16 protein-coding genes, 1 pseudogene and 1 riboswitch are annotated in these 17,577 nt (G+C 32.6%); of the genes and pseudogenes, 4 read left to right on the top strand and 13 right to left on the bottom strand.

Translation table 11 applies throughout. From position 1 onward, the window contains the following. The first annotated feature begins 178 nt into the window (after positions 1-178). Positions 179-2,596 carry a Xaa-Pro dipeptidyl-peptidase gene (locus tag QPK35_RS00085; protein ID WP_290033451.1) on the top strand — a complete coding sequence of 806 codons (2,418 nt, stop codon included), beginning with the start codon at positions 179-181 and terminating at the stop codon, positions 2,594-2,596. A 31-nt stretch (positions 2,597-2,627) separates the two neighbouring features. Here QPK35_RS00085 and QPK35_RS00080 read toward each other — a convergent pair whose 3' ends face one another. Further along, a complete protein-coding gene (locus tag QPK35_RS00080) occupies positions 2,628-3,479 on the bottom strand; it encodes a DUF4097 family beta strand repeat-containing protein (RefSeq protein WP_290033450.1) in 852 nt (283 codons plus the stop codon). A 112-nt stretch (positions 3,480-3,591) separates the two neighbouring features. On the opposite strand from QPK35_RS00080, the gene QPK35_RS00075 reads away from it, so the two are divergent. After that, the gene (locus tag QPK35_RS00075) at positions 3,592-4,497 is read left to right on the top strand and encodes a proline iminopeptidase-family hydrolase (protein WP_290033449.1); all 906 of its coding nucleotides are present in this window, start codon (positions 3,592-3,594) and stop codon (positions 4,495-4,497) included. A gap of 41 nt (positions 4,498-4,538) precedes the next feature. Here QPK35_RS00075 and QPK35_RS00070 read toward each other — a convergent pair whose 3' ends face one another. Beyond that, a complete protein-coding gene (locus QPK35_RS00070; RefSeq protein WP_290033448.1) occupies positions 4,539-6,320 on the bottom strand; it encodes a putative polysaccharide biosynthesis protein in 1,782 nt (593 codons plus the stop codon). Between the two features lie 152 nt (positions 6,321-6,472). Further along, the gene (locus tag QPK35_RS00065; protein ID WP_290033447.1) at positions 6,473-7,348 is read right to left on the bottom strand and encodes an ROK family protein; all 876 of its coding nucleotides are present in this window, start codon (positions 7,346-7,348) and stop codon (positions 6,473-6,475) included. A gap of 146 nt (positions 7,349-7,494) precedes the next feature. Between QPK35_RS00065 and QPK35_RS00060 the strand changes: the two genes are divergently transcribed. Both QPK35_RS00060 and QPK35_RS00055 read left to right on the top strand, forming a co-directional pair. Beyond that, a complete protein-coding gene (locus tag QPK35_RS00060) occupies positions 7,495-7,881 on the top strand; it encodes a VOC family protein (RefSeq protein WP_290033446.1) in 387 nt (128 codons plus the stop codon). 167 nt (positions 7,882-8,048) lie between these two features. After that, positions 8,049-9,431 (top strand): annotated as a pseudogene (locus QPK35_RS00055) (amino acid permease). 49 nt (positions 9,432-9,480) lie between these two features. Here the strand turns inward: QPK35_RS00055 and QPK35_RS00050 are convergent. The 10 genes from QPK35_RS00050 to QPK35_RS00005 form a co-directional block, all read right to left on the bottom strand. Continuing rightward, on the bottom strand, positions 9,481-10,806 hold the full coding sequence (locus QPK35_RS00050) for an APC family permease (RefSeq protein ID WP_290033445.1): 1,326 nt from the start codon (positions 10,804-10,806) through the stop codon (positions 9,481-9,483). 41 nt (positions 10,807-10,847) lie between these two features. Continuing rightward, complete coding sequence (locus QPK35_RS00045; RefSeq protein WP_290033444.1) at positions 10,848-11,600, bottom strand: 3-oxoacyl-ACP reductase; 753 nt, start codon at positions 11,598-11,600, stop codon at positions 10,848-10,850. Further along, the gene (locus QPK35_RS00040; protein ID WP_290033443.1) at positions 11,600-11,827 is read right to left on the bottom strand and encodes a DUF2829 domain-containing protein; all 228 of its coding nucleotides are present in this window, start codon (positions 11,825-11,827) and stop codon (positions 11,600-11,602) included. The genes QPK35_RS00045 and QPK35_RS00040 overlap by 1 nt, the downstream gene beginning before the upstream one ends. A 14-nt stretch (positions 11,828-11,841) precedes the next feature. Then, complete coding sequence (locus tag QPK35_RS00035; protein WP_290033442.1) at positions 11,842-12,330, bottom strand: QueT transporter family protein; 489 nt, start codon at positions 12,328-12,330, stop codon at positions 11,842-11,844. 10 nt (positions 12,331-12,340) lie between these two features. After that, a riboswitch (PreQ1 riboswitch) is annotated at positions 12,341-12,385 on the bottom strand. Positions 12,386-12,408: 23 nt separating this feature from the next. Next, a complete protein-coding gene (locus tag QPK35_RS00030; RefSeq protein ID WP_290033441.1) occupies positions 12,409-13,269 on the bottom strand; it encodes a DegV family protein in 861 nt (286 codons plus the stop codon). A gap of 40 nt (positions 13,270-13,309) precedes the next feature. Next, complete coding sequence (crcB, locus tag QPK35_RS00025) at positions 13,310-13,663, bottom strand: fluoride efflux transporter CrcB (protein WP_290033440.1); 354 nt, start codon at positions 13,661-13,663, stop codon at positions 13,310-13,312. After that, positions 13,663-14,052 (bottom strand): fluoride efflux transporter FluC, encoded by a 390-nt coding sequence (locus tag QPK35_RS00020; RefSeq protein WP_290033439.1) that lies wholly within the window; start codon positions 14,050-14,052, stop codon positions 13,663-13,665. The genes crcB and QPK35_RS00020 overlap by 1 nt, the downstream gene beginning before the upstream one ends. After that, complete coding sequence (trxA, locus tag QPK35_RS00015) at positions 14,045-14,386, bottom strand: thioredoxin (protein WP_290033438.1); 342 nt, start codon at positions 14,384-14,386, stop codon at positions 14,045-14,047. The genes QPK35_RS00020 and trxA overlap by 8 nt, the downstream gene beginning before the upstream one ends. Before the next feature lie 123 nt (positions 14,387-14,509). After that, positions 14,510-15,877, bottom strand: a complete 1,368-nt coding sequence (locus QPK35_RS00010) for an MFS transporter (RefSeq protein ID WP_290033437.1) — start codon at positions 15,875-15,877, stop codon at positions 14,510-14,512. 153 nt (positions 15,878-16,030) lie between these two features. Then, a complete protein-coding gene (locus QPK35_RS00005; protein WP_290033436.1) occupies positions 16,031-17,548 on the bottom strand; it encodes a peptide MFS transporter in 1,518 nt (505 codons plus the stop codon). Between the last annotated feature and the right edge of the window lie 29 nt (positions 17,549-17,577).

The raw sequence follows: 17,577 nt of genomic DNA, 5'->3' as shown, positions 1-17,577 counted from the left end.
CTTACATTTATATGATACCACTATTCCTAAATGTAATTCTGTTTAAGAATTATTAAGATTCCAAATTAAAATGATCTGTTAAAATTCCTTTGGATTTTTGCTAATTACTTTGCCATTTACTATTTATATAAAACGCTTGTGTTATACTAAAACTAATCTTAATACTGGAGGAAATACTATGAAAATCAATCAATTCGCACGCATGGATGCACCTTTCAGTCAAAAAGTAGATGAACTTAGAAAAATAAATTTTTATCCTGAACAAGCTGATTTTTTACCATTAAACGAATTATATTTATACTTTTTAGAAAAAGTTTTATTTGAAGCAAGTAGTCAAGCTACTCTAGCTCAAAAATTACATGGATTTTTAGCTACATCAACAGAAGATTTATATGATTACTTAGCACATAAGGAAATTAACCTCACTGTCTTTTATGCAATTGCAATGCAATTACTTGGATTTGAAGTGGATGATGACTTTGATATCAATGATCCATTGAAGAAAATGGATGAAATTCACCTATATCATCATGATGCACTTAATGATGAAAAAGACTTAATTAATGCATGGTATGACTTATTATGCACTCACAATAAAGATGGTCGTACATTATTAGATTCATTAGCTGCTAATGGATACTTTAAGCAATTTTGGGGATTAGATGTTAATAAAAAGCCGCTAATTTTCAATGGTAAAACACAACCTGTATTTGATACATCAAAATTGATCCGTGAAGTTGTATATGTAGAATCTTCATTAGATACTGATCATGATGGTAAGCGTGATTTATTAAAAGCTGAAATTATTCGTCCAGTGGATACAGAGTTAGGATTAAAAGTTCCTGTATTATATACAGCTAGTCCATATAATGAAGGAACAAATGATAAAACTACAGATAAAATCACTCATAACGTTGATGTTCCACTTAAACGTAAAGAACCAAATAATACTACATATGAAGAAATCGAATTTAAATACGAAAACTCAAACTTACCTGCTGCACGTAAAGTCAACGGTACATCTAGAGCAGCTGAAGAAACTTTTGGTCATGATCATAACGTAACTATCAATGATTATTTCTTAGCACGTGGATTTGCAGTTGTTTATGCCGCTGGAATTGGGACAAAGGATTCAGATGGTGAACGTACTTGTGGTTCAAAAGAAGAAACTTTGTCAACCACTGCAATCATTGAATGGTTAGCTGGTAACCGCAAAGCTTTCACTAATAAAACTGACAATATTGAAATCAAAGCCTGGTGGTGTAATGGATCTGTTGCTATGACAGGTAAATCATATTTAGGAACATTAGCTACTGCTGCTGCTACAACTGGCGTTAAGGGCTTAAAGACAATTATTTCAGAAGCAGCAATATCTAGTTGGTATGATTATTATCGTGATGGAGGTCTTGTTATTGCCCCTGGTGGATATCCAGGAGAAGATGCTGATGTATTAGCTGAAGAATGTTTCAGTCGTCAAAAACAAGCAGGTGATTATCTTAAAATTAAAACTCAATTCAATCAAGATTTAGCACAAATTACTAAAGACCAAGACCGTGATTCTGGAAATTACAATTCATTTTGGGATGCACGTAACTATTTAAAGGATGTTCCAAATATTAAGTGCGATGTAGTAATGGTTCATGGCTTAAATGATTGGAATGTAAAACCTCGTAATGTATTTAATCTATACAAAGAATTAGATAAGTTACCTATTAAAAAGAAATTATTCCTTCACCAAGGACAGCATATTTATATTAATAATTTCCAATCAATTGATTTTACTGACATGATGAATCTTTGGTTGACGAATAAACTATATGGCGTTGAAAATCACGCTAATGAACTTATACCAGACGTTTGTGTTCAAGATAATAGTACTGAAGGAACTTGGCATGCATTTGATGGATGGCAAACTGAGAATCCACAAACATATGCTTACAAATTCCAAACTAATGCTTTAAGTTTGGATGAAAGTTCTCCAGACACAGTAACCTTCTCTGATCAACTTAAAGTAGAAGATTTTAACTTGTATAAGAAAAACTGGGATAAATGGCGTCAAGATTTGTTATCAGAGAAAGAAAATGCTTTAACTGGTAATCATTTAATTTTCAAAACGAATAAATTTGAAAAAGACATCTATCTTCAAGGTTGCCCTCATTTGAAATTAAAAGTTGCTTCAAATCAAGACAAAGGAATGCTTAGCTTTATGTTAGTTGATTTTGGTAACATTAAACGTTTAGGTGAAGTTCCTTCTACTTTAGCACTTAAAGCTTTAGATGCAGGATTCCAATGGAAAGAAGACGATTTGAAAGAATTCAAATTAACAGCTCCAACTCCATGGAAGATGATTACGAAGGGACACATTAATTTACAAAACCGTGAAAATAATTGGAAAAACAGTGAAGTAAAAGCAAATCAATTTTATGATATTGATTTAGATCTTCAACCAATGTTTTACCACTTAGTAAAAGGAAATCAACTCGGATTAGTTATTTATTCTACTGATATGGAAATGACTGTTCGTGGAAATGAGAATTTAAGTTATTCAGTTCAACTTGAAAACTGTCAATTAGATCTAAATTACGAAACATTATAATAAAAAAGACTGCCTCTAATGGCAGCCTTTTTTATTTTGGATTATTAATAATTTCAATGTCTTTATAAACATCTAAATGCCCTGCAGTAGTTAAAAATGTAGCTCCTGGTGTTCCTTGCTTATGCATTGGGAATCCTTTAATTACATCAGGATTATCAAGATCATTACCACGTACGGCTGCAATTGTAATTGAAGGTGTCTTAATATTTCTCAAAGAAATGTCACCAACATCAGTCGTTAATTTAAAATCACCAGTATTTTCAAAGGTATTTATATTAACATCACCCTCGCCCAATGTAATCAATCCATCATTAATTTCAACATTGCGCATTTTCAGGTCACCTTCACTAATTGTAGCCATTATATTATTTAAAACGTTCGTTTGGTCGAACAATATTGCACCAGTATTACTTTCAATCGCTGCTTTATCAATATCAGTCATTTTCATAACTAAATTACTATCTTTAGTTAATAATTTGAATTTTTCAATTTTTGCATAAGCAATTGTGACTGCACCTGAACCTGTTGATAAATCAACATCTTTAATATCTACGTTACTAATAGCTACATCTCCAGATGTCACACTGGCTGTTAACTTCTTAAAATCCTTTTTAGGTAATTTTATTTCCAACCGACGTTTTCCAATTAAGAACTTAAATGCCAGCGAATTTTTCAATCCACTTAGACATCTTTTTTCTTTAATTTTCAAAGTAGTACTATTTTGATTTATTTCTAGTCTTTTATGGTTATTTTTCTCATCATAATATATAACTTCTGGTTGATCTGCTTGCCGAATTACTAAGTCAGTTCCTATTAAATCAACTACTAAGTTTTCAAATGATGTAATATCAAATACATGTGCAAACTGCTTCTTATTAAACAATCTTTTCACCCTCTCATATTATCTACTATTTCTAATATACTATATATTTTGATTCAAAACGAAAAATTAGTGCTACAATTAAAGTAATTTATGATGAAATTAGGTGAATTTAATGCGTGAAGGTACAAAAATTATCACGTTAGATAATGGTTATCACATTTGGACACATACTGCAGGACAAGGAGATATTAAACTTTTATGTCTCCACGGTGGCCCTGGTGGTAATCATGAATATTGGGAAAACTTTGGTGAAGAATTATCTGATCTTGGAGTTCAAGTTACAATGTATGATCAATTAGGTTCATGGTATTCAGATCAACCTGACTATTCTGACCCTGAAATTGCTAAAAAATATCTTACATATGAATATTATCTTGAAGAACTTGAAGAATTACGCCAAAAATTAGGTCTAGATAATTTCTACTTAATTGGTCAATCTTGGGGCGGTGCATTAGCAATGATGTATGCCTTAAAATATGGTCAACACTTAAAGGGGTTAATTATTTCATCAATGGTCGATAATATCGACGAGTATCTTGAACGAATTAATTATTTGCGCGAAACAACCTTAACTCCTGAAGCTGTTGCATACATGAAAGAATGCGAAGCTAAAAATGATCTTGATAATGCTCGTTATCAAGGATATGTTGATGTATTAAACCGTGAATTCGTTGATCGGCGTCAACCAGAAGCAATTCGTCACTTAGTACCAACAATGGCAACTCCTGTATATAATGCATTCCAAGGAAACAACGAATTTGTTGTTACAGGAAAACTTAAAGAATGGGATATTCGTGATCGCATGAAAGATATTCATGTACCAACACTATTAACATTTGGTGAACATGAAACTATGCCATTAGAATCTGCACGTCGAATGGCTCAAGATATTCCACATGCACGTTTAGAAACAACTCCTGGTGGCGGTCACCATCATATGATGGATAATCCTCCAGTATACTTCGCTCATTTGAAGAAGTTCTTAAACAATGTAGAAACAAATAATTTTAATGATTAAAAAATAAAAAAAGAGACTATGAAAACATAGTCTCTTTTTTATTATTCAAAATGTTTACCTTTTAACTTATAAGGTTTCTTTTTAGAACCATGATTTTCCATCCTGTTAGCAACAGAAGTTGATTGGGTTTCATTCTTCATTTTTTCAAGATCTTCTGGAGCAAAATGAGCACCACCTAAGTTTTCATCAGTCTGAATTTCATAATCCGTTGCTGATTCAAGTAAAATATCTTCTTTTTCTTGTGGTGTTTCATCTACTGTTCCAAAGATTACGCCTAATACCCCTGTCTTCTTCAAGATTAGTAAATATGCAATTCCAAAGGCACTTGCTATTACTGCACAATAGATAAAAGCAGTAATCTTAGATTCAGGAACGAAGAATAATTTGATTAATCGATTAATTACAAAGGTAATTGTCAATAAGAAAATATTGATTTTCAAAATCTTCGAAGCATATTTTAATTGACCTGGTTGAATATAATTCCGCCGCAACATCAAGTAAACATCAAGTGTTACCAATCCAAAGGCAACTGATGTCGCTAATGTTGGACCAAAAGCACCAAAGAAGTAAATTGCCGGTGTTTGTAATACTAACTTCAAGATAATTCCTACACCAAACTTCTTAACAGCATATCTTTGAAAGCCCATTGATTGAACTGCAGTAAAGAAGTTCATAAACAACGCTAAAACAATACTATTTACTAACGCAAAGGACATTAATTCAGATCCTAGTTTTTGAAAATCAAAGAAGATTCCATTAATTTCCCATGACAATATTGAAAGTAAAAGTGAAGATGGAATCAAACATGCCAAGTTCAATTCAATATTTTGAGAAAGAATATTCCCTGTTTCCTTATGACTTTGTTTTTGCGCCAATAATGGCAATGAAGTCTCTGAAATAGCAGTTGTTAATGAAATTACTACAGCAGTAATCTTATTAGGGTTAGCTGAGAAATATGTGAATAAATCTCGTGCAGTTTTCAATGGCATTCCCATTAAGTTTACCGCAATCGGCTTGAATGTTAATTGATCAGCAAATTGAAAAATTGTAATTGCTGAACCAATAACTACAAACGGAATTGCGTCATGGATAATTCCCTTAAAAATAGTAGGAATATGATTATTATCCGCTGGTAAACTTTCTTCATATAACTGAACGTACTCATCGCGTTTTTTTAGTCCATGCCAAATCAAATAGACAAAACTGAAGATTGCACCGACAAAAGCAGCAAAAGTACTGTAATTAACTGCTTCAAGATAGCTACCATGCATGACTTCCATAATTACAAATGTAGTTGCAATGATGAAAATAACTCGCATTAATTGTTCCCATAATTGTGAAATTCCATAAGGTTGCATATCTTGATTTCCTTGGAAGAAACCACGAATTAAACTCATTGGTGGTAAAATGACCAACGCTGGTACACAACAACGAATTGTAATTATGGTTGCTTTAACTGAGACAACTGGACTAGTTGCTGCAATCCAAGGAGCTGTCACCCAAAATATAACCCCGGAAATAATCCCCATTCCGAGCATTACCATCATACCGTATTTAAATACACGCAAACTATTACGGAATTTATTCTCACTATTATATTCAGCAATTTGGCGAGCAATTGAAGATGGAAAACCTGATTGACTTAAAATTAAGAATAATGCATATGGAGTATATGCAGAATTAAAAATCGCTTGAGCAGCATTCCGTTGCTCGAGACTTCCCATCATCATTAACCATGGAATTAAATAGATAATACCAAGCACCCGGGATAAGATGCTTCCCATCATCATCCAAAAACTTCCTGATAATAATTTTTTCTTCATGTATAAAACTCTCCAATACTATATAAACAAAAATATTTTACCACTTTTGGACATAATTTGAATAGGTTTCATTAAAATCATCACTTCATTATAAAAACATTAAACTACTTAATAAAAAAGACTATGCATTTTGCATAGTCCTTCAATCTTTTTTAACTCTTTTTTTCTATTTCTTGTGCTAGGAGTAAACAACCAGTAATTCCTGCATCATCACCGAGATCACAATGAACGATATAATCATCAAGTGCTGGAGTTTTAATGTATCCATTCATCAATTCTTTGAAATCTTGCCGAATCAATGGGAATAATTGTGATTGTTTTGATACTCCACCACCAAAAATAATTTTTTCAGGCGATAATATTAATGTATAGTCTAAACATGCTTGTGCTAAATAATAAGCTACAATTTGCCAATCTTCATCATCTTTAGGAATATCATAGGCTTTAACGCCATGGTGTCGTGCTTCAATCGCAGGACCAGAAACCATTCCCTCTAAACAATCATGATGATATGGACAATGGCCCTTATATTTATCATTTGGATGCCGTTTTAAAATAATGTGACCCATTTCAGGATGACCAAAACCTTCAAGTAACTTACCATTTACTACTGCACCGCCACCAACTCCAGTTCCAACAGTTAAATATACACAACTGTCTTCTCCTTGAGCTGCACCACGTTTAAGCTCACCATATGCAGCAACATTAACATCCGTTGTCCAAACATATGGAATATCAAACCTTGCCTTCATTTCGCCTAAAAAGTTGTAATTTGCCCATCCTTTTTTAGGTGTATTAGTTATATAACCATATGTAGCTGAATTACGATTGATGTCAATTGGCCCAAATGAGCCAATTCCCATTGCTGACACTGGATTTTCAGTAAAGAATTTAAATACCTCAGTCATCGTTTCTGCAGGTACAGTAGTTGGAATCTTTACGCGTTTAATAATATTTAAATCTTCATCACAAACAGCACAAACAAACTTTGTGCCGCCAGCCTCAATTGCCCCATATAATTTTGACATTTTATAATCTCCTTTTTGTTAAAGTAAACGTTTTCTTAATTTTACATCAAAGCGCTTACATTTAAAAGTAAAAACTCTTTATATTTAATTCAAATCAAAAAATCAGTATAATATTAATTGAAATTATTTAAGAAAGGAATCTTATTATGCGTGTAAGACGTTTAGATCACATCGTGTTAACTGTTAGCAACATTGAAAAAGCTACTCGTTTTTATCATGAAGTTTTTGACATGCCAGTTATCAATGATCAAACAGATGAAAATGTAACAACATTGCGTTGTGGTCATCAATTAATTCGATTACAAAAATCAGATCGCCCTACTGAATTAAAGGCTGAACATCCTACAATTGGTGCTGCTGATTTTTGTATTGTAGTCGGTGATGATATTGAAAGTGTTGAAAATCATTTAAAGAGTTACTTTGTAAATATTGTTGCTGGACCAATTGAAAAAATAGGTTCAGAAGGCAAAATGACTTCTATCTACATCACTGATAATGATCAAAATCTAATCGAGATTTCATCATATAAATAGTTAATAAAGAGAGTGATAAAAGTTAACATTAATTAGTTAGTTTTATCATCTCTTTATTTTTTTGCTATATTATTCATTCATTTTTGGTTAAATCGATCATATTTTATTTGATTTTAATTTATTTTTAATTTAACATTAATGATATATTTAAGCTTAGGAGGAGTATCATGCAGAAACAGAATGATCAAATCGACACGCTTTCACGATCACTTAAAAGTCGTCATGTAATGATGATCGCAATTGGTGGTGCTATTGGAACTGGATTGTTTCTTGGTTCTGGGACCGCTATTCGCAATGCCGGCCCTTCTGTTATCCTGTCATACTTAATCTTTGGTATTTTCGTCTTCTTTATGATGAGAGCACTTGGCGAATTGCTAATGTCAGATTTAAGTAAACATTCATTTATTGATTTTATAAAAGAATATCTTGGAAATAAAACTTCATTTGTAATTGGCTGGATGTATTTTGGATGCTTTTTAGCATGTGCGATGGCTGACTTAACTGCATCTGGTATTTATTTTAAATTTTGGTTTCCTGATTTACCTCAATGAATTCCACCACTAGTAATATTAGTTTGTTTGCTTTTAATTAATATGGTTAATGTAAGCATGTTTGGAGAACTTGAGAGTTGGTTATCAATGGTTAAAATTTTAGCAATTATTGCTTTAATTGTCGTAGGTGCAATCCTTGTGGTCATGCATGCTCATATTGGCAACTCAGTGGCTTCATTATCAAACCTAACATCACATCATGGATTCTTTCCTACTGGTTTATCCGGTTTTATTGAATCATTCCAAATGGTTGCTTTCGCGTTTGCTGGAATTGAAATGGTTGGTCTAACAGCTGGGGAAACTAAAGATCCCATTAATGATATTCCTAAGTCCATCAATAGTTTACCTGTTCGAATCGGCTTATTCTATGTTGGATCAATGATTGCTATTATGTCTGTTTATCCATGGAACAAAATTCAAACTTCATCAAGTCCTTTTGTTCAAGTATTTTCAGGCGCTGGAATCGCTGGAGCAGCAACTATTTTGAATATTGTAGTAATTACTGCAACCGTTTCTGCAACTAACAGTGCTTTATTTAGTACAAGTCGTTCTTTATATTCACTTGCTAAAACTGGTCATGCACCTAAACGCTTTACCAAGCTAAGTAGTTCAGCTGTACCTAATAAAGCGTTGCAATTTTCTTCATTATTACTTTTCTTTGTTGTTATTTTAAACTACATCATTCCAGGAAAAGTTTTTGAAATTATTTCTAGTGTTGCTGCAATTAATTTTATTTTTGTATGGATTGTAATTCTCTTTTGTCATTATAAATATCGTCAAAAAATGAAACAAAAGGGACAAAATGCAGATGAATTAAAATTCAAAATGCCTGGATATCCATTTACTGACTGGATTTCTTTAGTATTCTTTATTGCAATTTTAATCTTACTTGTATTCCTTCCACAAACCAAGTTAGCAATGCTTATCTCTGTTATTTGGGTTGGAATTTTGCTCATATTCTCAGTTGCAATTGAACGTAAAAAAACGCAAAATAATTAATTTTAGCTAATAAAAAAAGAGTGTGAAAATCAATTCACTGAATTGATTTTTACGCTCTTTTTGTTTTCATTAAATAATATATTGGAATACCAACAATTCCCCAAAATCCTAAGATTAAAATTGATTTCCAGTCATATAAAACTTCACTGAATAATACAAATGTTGTTGCGATAATTGCAATCACAGCAATTACTGTTGCACCAGGAACCTTATATGGTAATTCCACTTTACGACGTCGTAAGATAAAAATACCGACAAATGCCATTAAATAAAATAGGTAAATACTAAAAATACAAATTCGAGATAATTTACCAGGATCAAAAAACAATACCATTATAATTGCAATTAAAGAAATTAATGAAATTGCCAAAATAGGCGATTTTGATTTTTGATTATAACGCATTAAATATTTTGAAAATGGTAATTGATCATCATCTGCCATTGATAATACCACTCGTGAGAAAGTCATCATTTTACCATTTAAACATGCTAAAATCGTTAAAATGATACCAATGTTAAAGATTTTACCGCCGATTTCACCAAATGCATAATGTCCAAAAAATGGAGCTGTTTCTTTCCCTAGTTGTAAAATTAAGTTGGAAGGCAACACTTGGAGAAATACAATAGTAATCAGCATGTAGAGTAAGATAATCATCACGACCCCATGTACTAATGTTTGTGGAATTGTACGATGTGGTTGTTGGATTTCTCTTCCCATGTTTGCCACAGCTGACCAACCATCGTAAGCAAACAAGCTGGAAATTACAGCAACCCCAAATTGATGACTTAGTAAGTTATCACCACTTTGAGCTGTAATAACAATCTGTGATTTACCATACATTAATCCAGCAACTACAATTGCTCCGATCATTAAGATTTTTAATATGGAAAGTGCAAATTGAACTTTAATTGTTGCACTATTTGAAATACAATTAAAAATTAAAATTAGCAAAATTGCTCCAATTGCTAAATAAGGAAAATATTTTAAAGGAAGTCCAACAAATTTAACAAGCATAATTGCTAAATACATTCCTAAAGTTCCTAGTGTAGCAGGACCATAAATAATAACTTGAACCCAGCCTGCCATAAATGCAGCAAATTTTCCGTAAATTTGTTTCAAATATGCATATAGTCCACCAGTTGTATATTTAGATCCTAACTGTGCAATCGTCAAACTTGCAGTAAGAGTAATTATCCCACCAAGTATCCATGCCATTAAAGCTAAAAAAGGAGATCCTGCAAACTTCAATACATCCGCTTGCTTAAAAAAGATCCCAGATCCCATTACGGAACCGATTAATAACATAAAAGTGTCGCGCATTCGTAATAAACGTTGCGGCTGCTCAATATTCAAATTCGTATCTTGCTGATTCAAAAATTTTTCCTTTCTTCATTACCAGTAAGTAATAATGCTAATTATTTTTCTATCCAACCACCATCAATAGGAACAGCAACTCCATGAATATAATCAGCTCGTGGGCTTGCTAAAAACATTGTTAAAGCTGCTACTTCTTCTGATTTTGCCCAACGTTTTGCGGGAGTTTCATCAGCTACCCATTTTGCCATATGAGCATCGCCAGCAAAATCAGCTGCATTCATAGGAGTTTCAATTGCTCCTGGGGCGATTGAATTTGCACGAATTCCCTTTGCTGCATAATCATAATCTAATTGTTTAGTATAACCAATAATTCCTGATTTGGCAGCAGTATAAGCTGCACCACCGCCTCCAGCAACCATTCCTGCAATTGAAGCCATATTCACGATTACACCGTGATGTTGTTCAAGCATTTGTGGCAATACTAAATTAGTTATACGAAAAATGCTTTTTAAATTCGTATTGAAAATATTATCCCATTGTTCTTCTGAAGTTTCTAATGTTGGAGCAAAGCCATCTAATATTCCAGCAGTGTTTACTAAAATATCAATTTGATTCTTTGCCAAAATTGGTTTAATCCAGTCCGTAATCTCTTGTAGACTTCGAACATCAACTTTTGCAAAATGGAAATTAGCTTCCTGGGCTAACTTTTCAACTGCTTCGTTTTGCTGAACATCTGCTCCAAAAATAATTGCTCCTGCATCCAAAAATGCACGTGCTTGAGCATTTCCGATTCCAGAAGCAACTCCAGTTAAAATAATTTTTTTATTTTTAAATTCTGGATAAAGATTCATTAGTCTACAATCTTCCAATCATTTGCTAATACATCGCAAGAAGTTGGCATAAATTGTGATAAAGATGGTTCTTCTTTAGTTTTAATCATCAAATATGGATTAACTTTTTCACCATTGTAAGTATCATTGTCAACTACAAAAATATATTCTTCTGAACCGCCCCAACCTTCAGTGCGGACTGCCTTTTTGCCTTTTTTTAACTCTGGTAATACTTCTTCAAATGTCATTTTAGTTTCCTCCATTATTTTGTTAAATCGATTCGTTTACTAATAATGCCAATTACAAAAGCACCGACTACCATTGATACAAATTCACCAATTGCTACTGTTAAGTAAGTTGGCCAGAATGGTAGGTGGTTGACATATTTCAATTCTAAAGCAACTGTCCATGTCATAAGTGTGCAGACAACTACTGCAATCACTAATTTACCAGTTGTAGATTTGACGTGCCGACTTAAAAGATAACTTAAGCCAGTCATTAATAATGTTCCTAATGAGCCAAAAATTACATCAACGATTCCTAATGGTGAGAAACAGTTGGCAATTGCACAACCAATTGTTAATGCCCAAATGTATCGTTTGTTGAAAACTGCTAAGTTATTGAAAATTTCGGAAATTCTGAATTGAATACTTCCGTAACTGATTGGTGCAAACACCAATGTTACTGCTACATATAATGCAGCAATAATTCCACCCTTAGCTAATCCTAATAATTTTTCGTTCTTTTTCACAGGTATTTACCTCTTCCTAGTTTTTTTTAGTGGGATTTTTGCGAACCACTCCTATATATAATACACTATTACAGCTAGTTAATTCCAACTGATTACAATACTTTGTTCTCCAATGTGTGCAATCATTGATAATGGCATTTCGTGCATATCAATTTTAGCAACAGGATAAACGCGGTTTAATAATGTAATTAGTTTTGAAACAATCTGTTGATTGCGTTTATTTTGAATCATCATGATTGAAATTTTTAGGTCACCGGCCATTTCTTGGTATGCTGGAGCAATTTCACGTCGAACTTCTTTGAAAAGTCGTCCATACTGAGAAAAAGTATTAGTTACTTCTAAACATCCATCTTGTCCAAAACGTAATAGAGTTTTAGGATTTAATAATGTTTTTTCGACTGATGAAACTCCATTTTTTATGTAGCCAGTTGTTGAGATGTGTTTCAAATTTTTCATAATCACAAGAGTATGCATCTTATTACGTGCTTGCAAAATTTTAGGCTTGATTGTTTGCCAATCTTCACCTGCTGCAACCCATTCTCCAACTAATTGCGTTAATTTTCCTTCGATAATTCCAAAAGAATATGAATCAACTAAATGTATATTGATTTTATTACGTTGTTTGATTGCAAATGAGCGTAAATTACTTCCTAATCCACTAATACTATCATCAATATGTACGCAAATTACATCTGTATAGCCCTTTTCAATCAAATCATCTACAATTTCTTGTAATGCTTCAACTGAGACTTGCCCTGCTGATAAAAAGCATTGTGATTTACCAAGGTCATTTTTGAGTTCAACATAATCATGATAGTATTTTTCATAATATGTTTTTCCGTTTACCAATAACGGCAAAGGTAATACTTTTATATTTAACTTTCTTTTTATCTGCGGATCAATAATTGATGTACTATCCGTTAAAACTGCAATTTTCATAAAAACCATCCATTTTAAAATTTAATTTACTATGCCTTGATTAAAGCCAATTCCCGACTAAAGCACCTAAAAAAGCACAACATATTCCGATCACATAACTAATCATGGCATATAAGATTGCTCCAGGATATTCTTTATCATGAATTAGAGCAAATAGTTCTGTATTAAAAGTTGAGAAAGTAGTATAACCGCCTAAAAAACCAGTTCCGATTACAGCATATAATGTAGGTGTTGTCTTAATTCCTATTAACATTCCTAGTAAAAAAGCACCTGAAATATTTAAAAATAAGGTTGCAAAAGGAAAGTTAATCTGTTGATGCTGTTTTATCAAGTTAGTTAAAAAATAACGAACAACTGCCCCTAAACTGGCTCCAATACCTAACATTACGACCATTAAAATTCATCCTTTTTCTTACTAATTATTTTGCTAGCTAATAAATATGCACAAAGAACGCACAAAAAACCACCTATCATGCTAATAAATAAATATAAAAATGCATGCAAATAGTGATTGGCCATTATCAACTTCATAAAATCAACTGTAAATGAAGAGAAGGTAGTAAAAGCACCAATAAACCCAGTGCCTAACCCCACATTAAGCCAACTTGCTAATAAATCAGATTCAATTACATAATATGTTAAGAATGCTAATAAAAAACAACCAATTAAATTAGCAACTATTGTCCCATTAGATTGCCATATCTTTCCTAAATAATATCGACTTATTCCACCGAAAAATGCAAAAAATGCTACACTTAAATAATTTTTTGTCTTATCACTCATTTTGGTCACTCTTATTATATTCAGAAATTTTTTGAGTCAAGTATTTCTCAAATTGGTCTTTGGGTTTGTATCCTGTTACCTTTTCTTTTGCTTGACCATCAATAAATAAAACTTGGGCAGGAATATTTTGGATGCCCCACTTTTGAGCTAATTCCATATTTTCTTGAACATTTACTTTTGCAAACTTTATTTTATCGCCAAATTCTTTCTCAAGTTGCTCAAGAACTGGATCTAGCATTTTACATGGTTGACACCAATCACCCCAAAAGTCTACCATTACCAAACCGTTTTGGGTTTCTTGTTCAAAATTAGTTGGAGTCAAATTAATCGCCATGTTTTCACTTCCTCAAAACTTTATAATATCTTTACATTTTACTCTTATATTATCAACTATATCAAGTAAGGCGTAAAGTGATAAACAAAAGCTCATTCCATTTTTAATGAAATGAGCTTAATTTTATTTTTGCTTTTGTTTTTTCGGAGACATTACCCGATTATATTTCTTGGTGAAGAAAATTAATAAAAGAATTGAAGCTGCAAAGTAGAAGAAACTAGTGATATAGTAAGCTGTCGCATATCCTGCACTCGTTTTGAGTAAGACATTTTGGGTAAATAATCCTACTAAAATTCCAATAATTGCGTTGATAATTGTCATTAAAGAACTAAATGCTGGTCGCATATCTTTTGAGACTAAAATCATTTGTAATGATTGTTGAATTGGCATTGCAGCATTAGCTAAGCCAGAACGAATAAATAAAATAATTCCAATTACGATCGTAACTGCTCCACCAAAAATATTTCCTTTAGCAATTAATAGCATCATTGGAATACATAAAATCGTAGTAACTGCGTTTGATACAACGGAACCCATTGTCTTTTCTAGCCATGGTGCACACATGTACCCTAATACCATTGCTAATGTTTGGAAAGAAATAATAGTAGAAACTGTTCCTCTTTGAATATGTAAGAATTCATTTAAATAGATTGGAAAATATGGTACTACCAATAATATTCCTATTTGTGTTAATCCAAGGAAAACCAACCACAAAATAACATCTTTTTTAGCTAGAACCTTAAAATCTAAGGCATTTTTAGCTTTATTTTGCTCTTTTTCTTTCTTGGTTTCTATATAATCGTCTCTTTTTTCACGTAATAGAAAGGCACTGAAAAAAGCTAATGCTGTTAAAATTATCGCAATGATAATTACTGTTTTATATCCAATAATATAGTTATGTAGTTGTAAACTATTCATTTTACTTGAATCTGCGGATAAAATTGACGCTTCTTGATAACTAATTCCCTGTTTAAGACTAAATACCCATACTACGATTTTGCCACCAAAGAACGAAACGATTGCCTGCATGATTAAATTTACACACATTACTACCGACATCATAAATGTTCTTTTTTCCCGTGGAACATAGACAGTGTACATTAGTGGATACATAAAATCATATAAACTTACTCCTGCAGTTATCAAAATATATGCTAGTGCAACAATTGCCGTATTATCAGAAAGGACTGTAACTATCATTGAAATTACTGTAATGATTGGTGTAATTAAAAGAATCTTTTTATATCCCACTTTATGTACATATAACAAAAGTATGGCGACAATTGCTTGACCAATCGCTGAATACATATTTAATCCAGTAACTACCTGTGGTGCAATAATATCTAAATAAGAAACTAACGTATAAAGTGTAATTCCAGCAACCCCACCAAGTAATCCATAAATTAAAACATATACCCAGACATTCCGTTTATATCTTTTATCCCATTGAATCGATGAATCATCATCTAAATAAACAGTAGTATTTGACATACTTAACACTCTCCCCTTGTTAAAGTATTTTAATTATATACTGTTTATTTTGCTTTTATTACTATTTTGTTACAAAATGCAGGTAAAGATTTTGGGCACAAAATAAAAAAGATTATGCCAAATTGGCATAATCTTTTGAGTTAGTCTTTAATTTTAATCTACACCATCCATTAAAGCATGAATCTTCTTAACGAAGAAGCAAAGGATGATACCAAATACGATACTTACACCACCAATGATTAAGAAGTATGGTACTTCTGTAGCTGTTGAGTAGTATTTAACAATTTGTGCGTTAATAGCTTGACCAGCAGCATCAGCAAGGAACCACATACTCATCATTTGTGAACGGAAAGCTTTTGGTGCTAATTTTGTTGTTACAGATAATCCAATTGGAGAAATCAACATTTCACCGATTTCAACAATGAACCATGAACCAACTAACCAGAATGGGCTAACACGGCCGCTTGTTCCTTCTAAAATACCAGGAAGTGCCATCCAAGCGTATGATAATCCGGCAAAAATCAAACCAGCAGCGAATTTACCAGGTGCACTTGGTTGTTTCTTCCAGTGATCCCATAACCAAACAAAGATTGGTGTAAGAATCATGATGAACAATGGGTTCAATGTTTGGAAGTTAGAAGCAGCAAAGTGCCATGAACCAATATGTAATACTGTACGGTTTTCAGCAAATAAAGCTAAAACAACTGAACCTGATTCTTCAATACCCCAGAAAATTGCAGCAGCAATGAATAATGGGATATATGCACTTACACGGTGACGTTCAACCTTTGTAACTTTTTTACTTCTAAGCATAATTACAAAGTAAATAATTGGTAAGGCAATTGCGATAATTGTAATTAATGTAATTACATTATCAATATTTAATTGTCCAGCTACAGCCATTAATACTAAAACAGCAATCAATGCAACTACACCGATAATAATTTTGTTGATTAATGGTTTTAAATCTTCTTTACTAATAGGATCTTTTGGTTCCAAGCTTTCTTTTGATAAGTATTTTTTACCATCAAAGTAGTATTGGATTAAACCGATGAACATACCAATAGCAGCTAATGCGAAACCTGCGTGGAAGTTCATGTTACCATTGTGGCCGAATAAGTTAGCAACAAATGGTACTGCCCATGGTGCAATTGCAGCACCTAAGTTAATACCGAAAACAAAAATGTTGAAACCTGCATCACGTCTGCGGTCTTCTTCGCTATATAAATCACCAACCATATCAGAAACGTTTGGTTTCAATAAACCAGTACCGATAACGATTAATGCAATTGATACATATAATGCAGCTGCACCAAATGGTAATGAAAGTGCGATATGACCAAGCATAATGAATACACCGCCAATGAAGACTGTCTTTCGACTTCCCCATACACGGTCACTCAACCAACCACCGACAACTCCGGCCATGTAAACTAATGAACCGTAAATTGACATGATTGATGCTGCAGTAGCCTCATTAAATCCTAATCCACCCTTGCTAATTGCAAAGTACATGTAGAATAGTAAAATTGCTCGCATTCCATAGTAACTAAATCGTTCCCACATTTCTGTAGAGAACAATGTAAGCAGTCCTCTAGGTTGCCCAAAGAACGAATGATCTTGTTTCTGTGTATCCACTAATAATTCCTCCAAAATGATTAATTCTAACATTAATAAAATTAATCAATAATATTAAATTC

This window comes from Ligilactobacillus cholophilus, assembly GCF_030389495.1.
GTDB classification, from domain to species: Bacteria; Bacillota; Bacilli; order Lactobacillales; family Lactobacillaceae; genus Ligilactobacillus; species Ligilactobacillus cholophilus.
Note: the sequence above shows the minus strand (reverse complement) of the source record. Positions and strands in the feature narration are given on the sequence as shown.

Coding starts and splice junctions, on each gene's coding strand:
- QPK35_RS00085 (WP_290033451.1), top strand. CDS start 179: ATGAAAATCAATCAATTCGCACGCATGGATGCACCTTTCAGTCAAAAA.
- QPK35_RS00040 (WP_290033443.1), bottom strand. CDS start 11,827: ATGACATTTGAAGAAGTATTACCAGAGTTAAAAAAAGGCAAAAAGGCA.
- QPK35_RS00030 (WP_290033441.1), bottom strand. CDS start 13,269: ATGAAAATTGCAGTTTTAACGGATAGTACATCAATTATTGATCCGCAG.
- trxA (WP_290033438.1), bottom strand. CDS start 14,386: ATGGCGATTAATTTGACTCCAACTAATTTTGAACAAGAAACCCAAAAC.
- QPK35_RS00065 (WP_290033447.1), bottom strand. CDS start 7,348: ATGTCAAAATTATATGGGGCAATTGAGGCTGGCGGCACAAAGTTTGTT.
- QPK35_RS00070 (WP_290033448.1), bottom strand. CDS start 6,320: ATGAAGAAAAAATTATTATCAGGAAGTTTTTGGATGATGATGGGAAGC.
- QPK35_RS00075 (WP_290033449.1), top strand. CDS start 3,592: ATGCGTGAAGGTACAAAAATTATCACGTTAGATAATGGTTATCACATT.
- QPK35_RS00060 (WP_290033446.1), top strand. CDS start 7,495: ATGCGTGTAAGACGTTTAGATCACATCGTGTTAACTGTTAGCAACATT.
- QPK35_RS00045 (WP_290033444.1), bottom strand. CDS start 11,600: ATGAATCTTTATCCAGAATTTAAAAATAAAAAAATTATTTTAACTGGA.
- crcB (WP_290033440.1), bottom strand. CDS start 13,663: ATGGTCGTAATGTTAGGTATTGGAGCCAGTTTAGGGGCAGTTGTTCGT.
- QPK35_RS00005 (WP_290033436.1), bottom strand. CDS start 17,548: ATGTTAGAATTAATCATTTTGGAGGAATTATTAGTGGATACACAGAAA.
- QPK35_RS00020 (WP_290033439.1), bottom strand. CDS start 14,052: ATGAGTGATAAGACAAAAAATTATTTAAGTGTAGCATTTTTTGCATTT.
- QPK35_RS00010 (WP_290033437.1), bottom strand. CDS start 15,877: ATGTCAAATACTACTGTTTATTTAGATGATGATTCATCGATTCAATGG.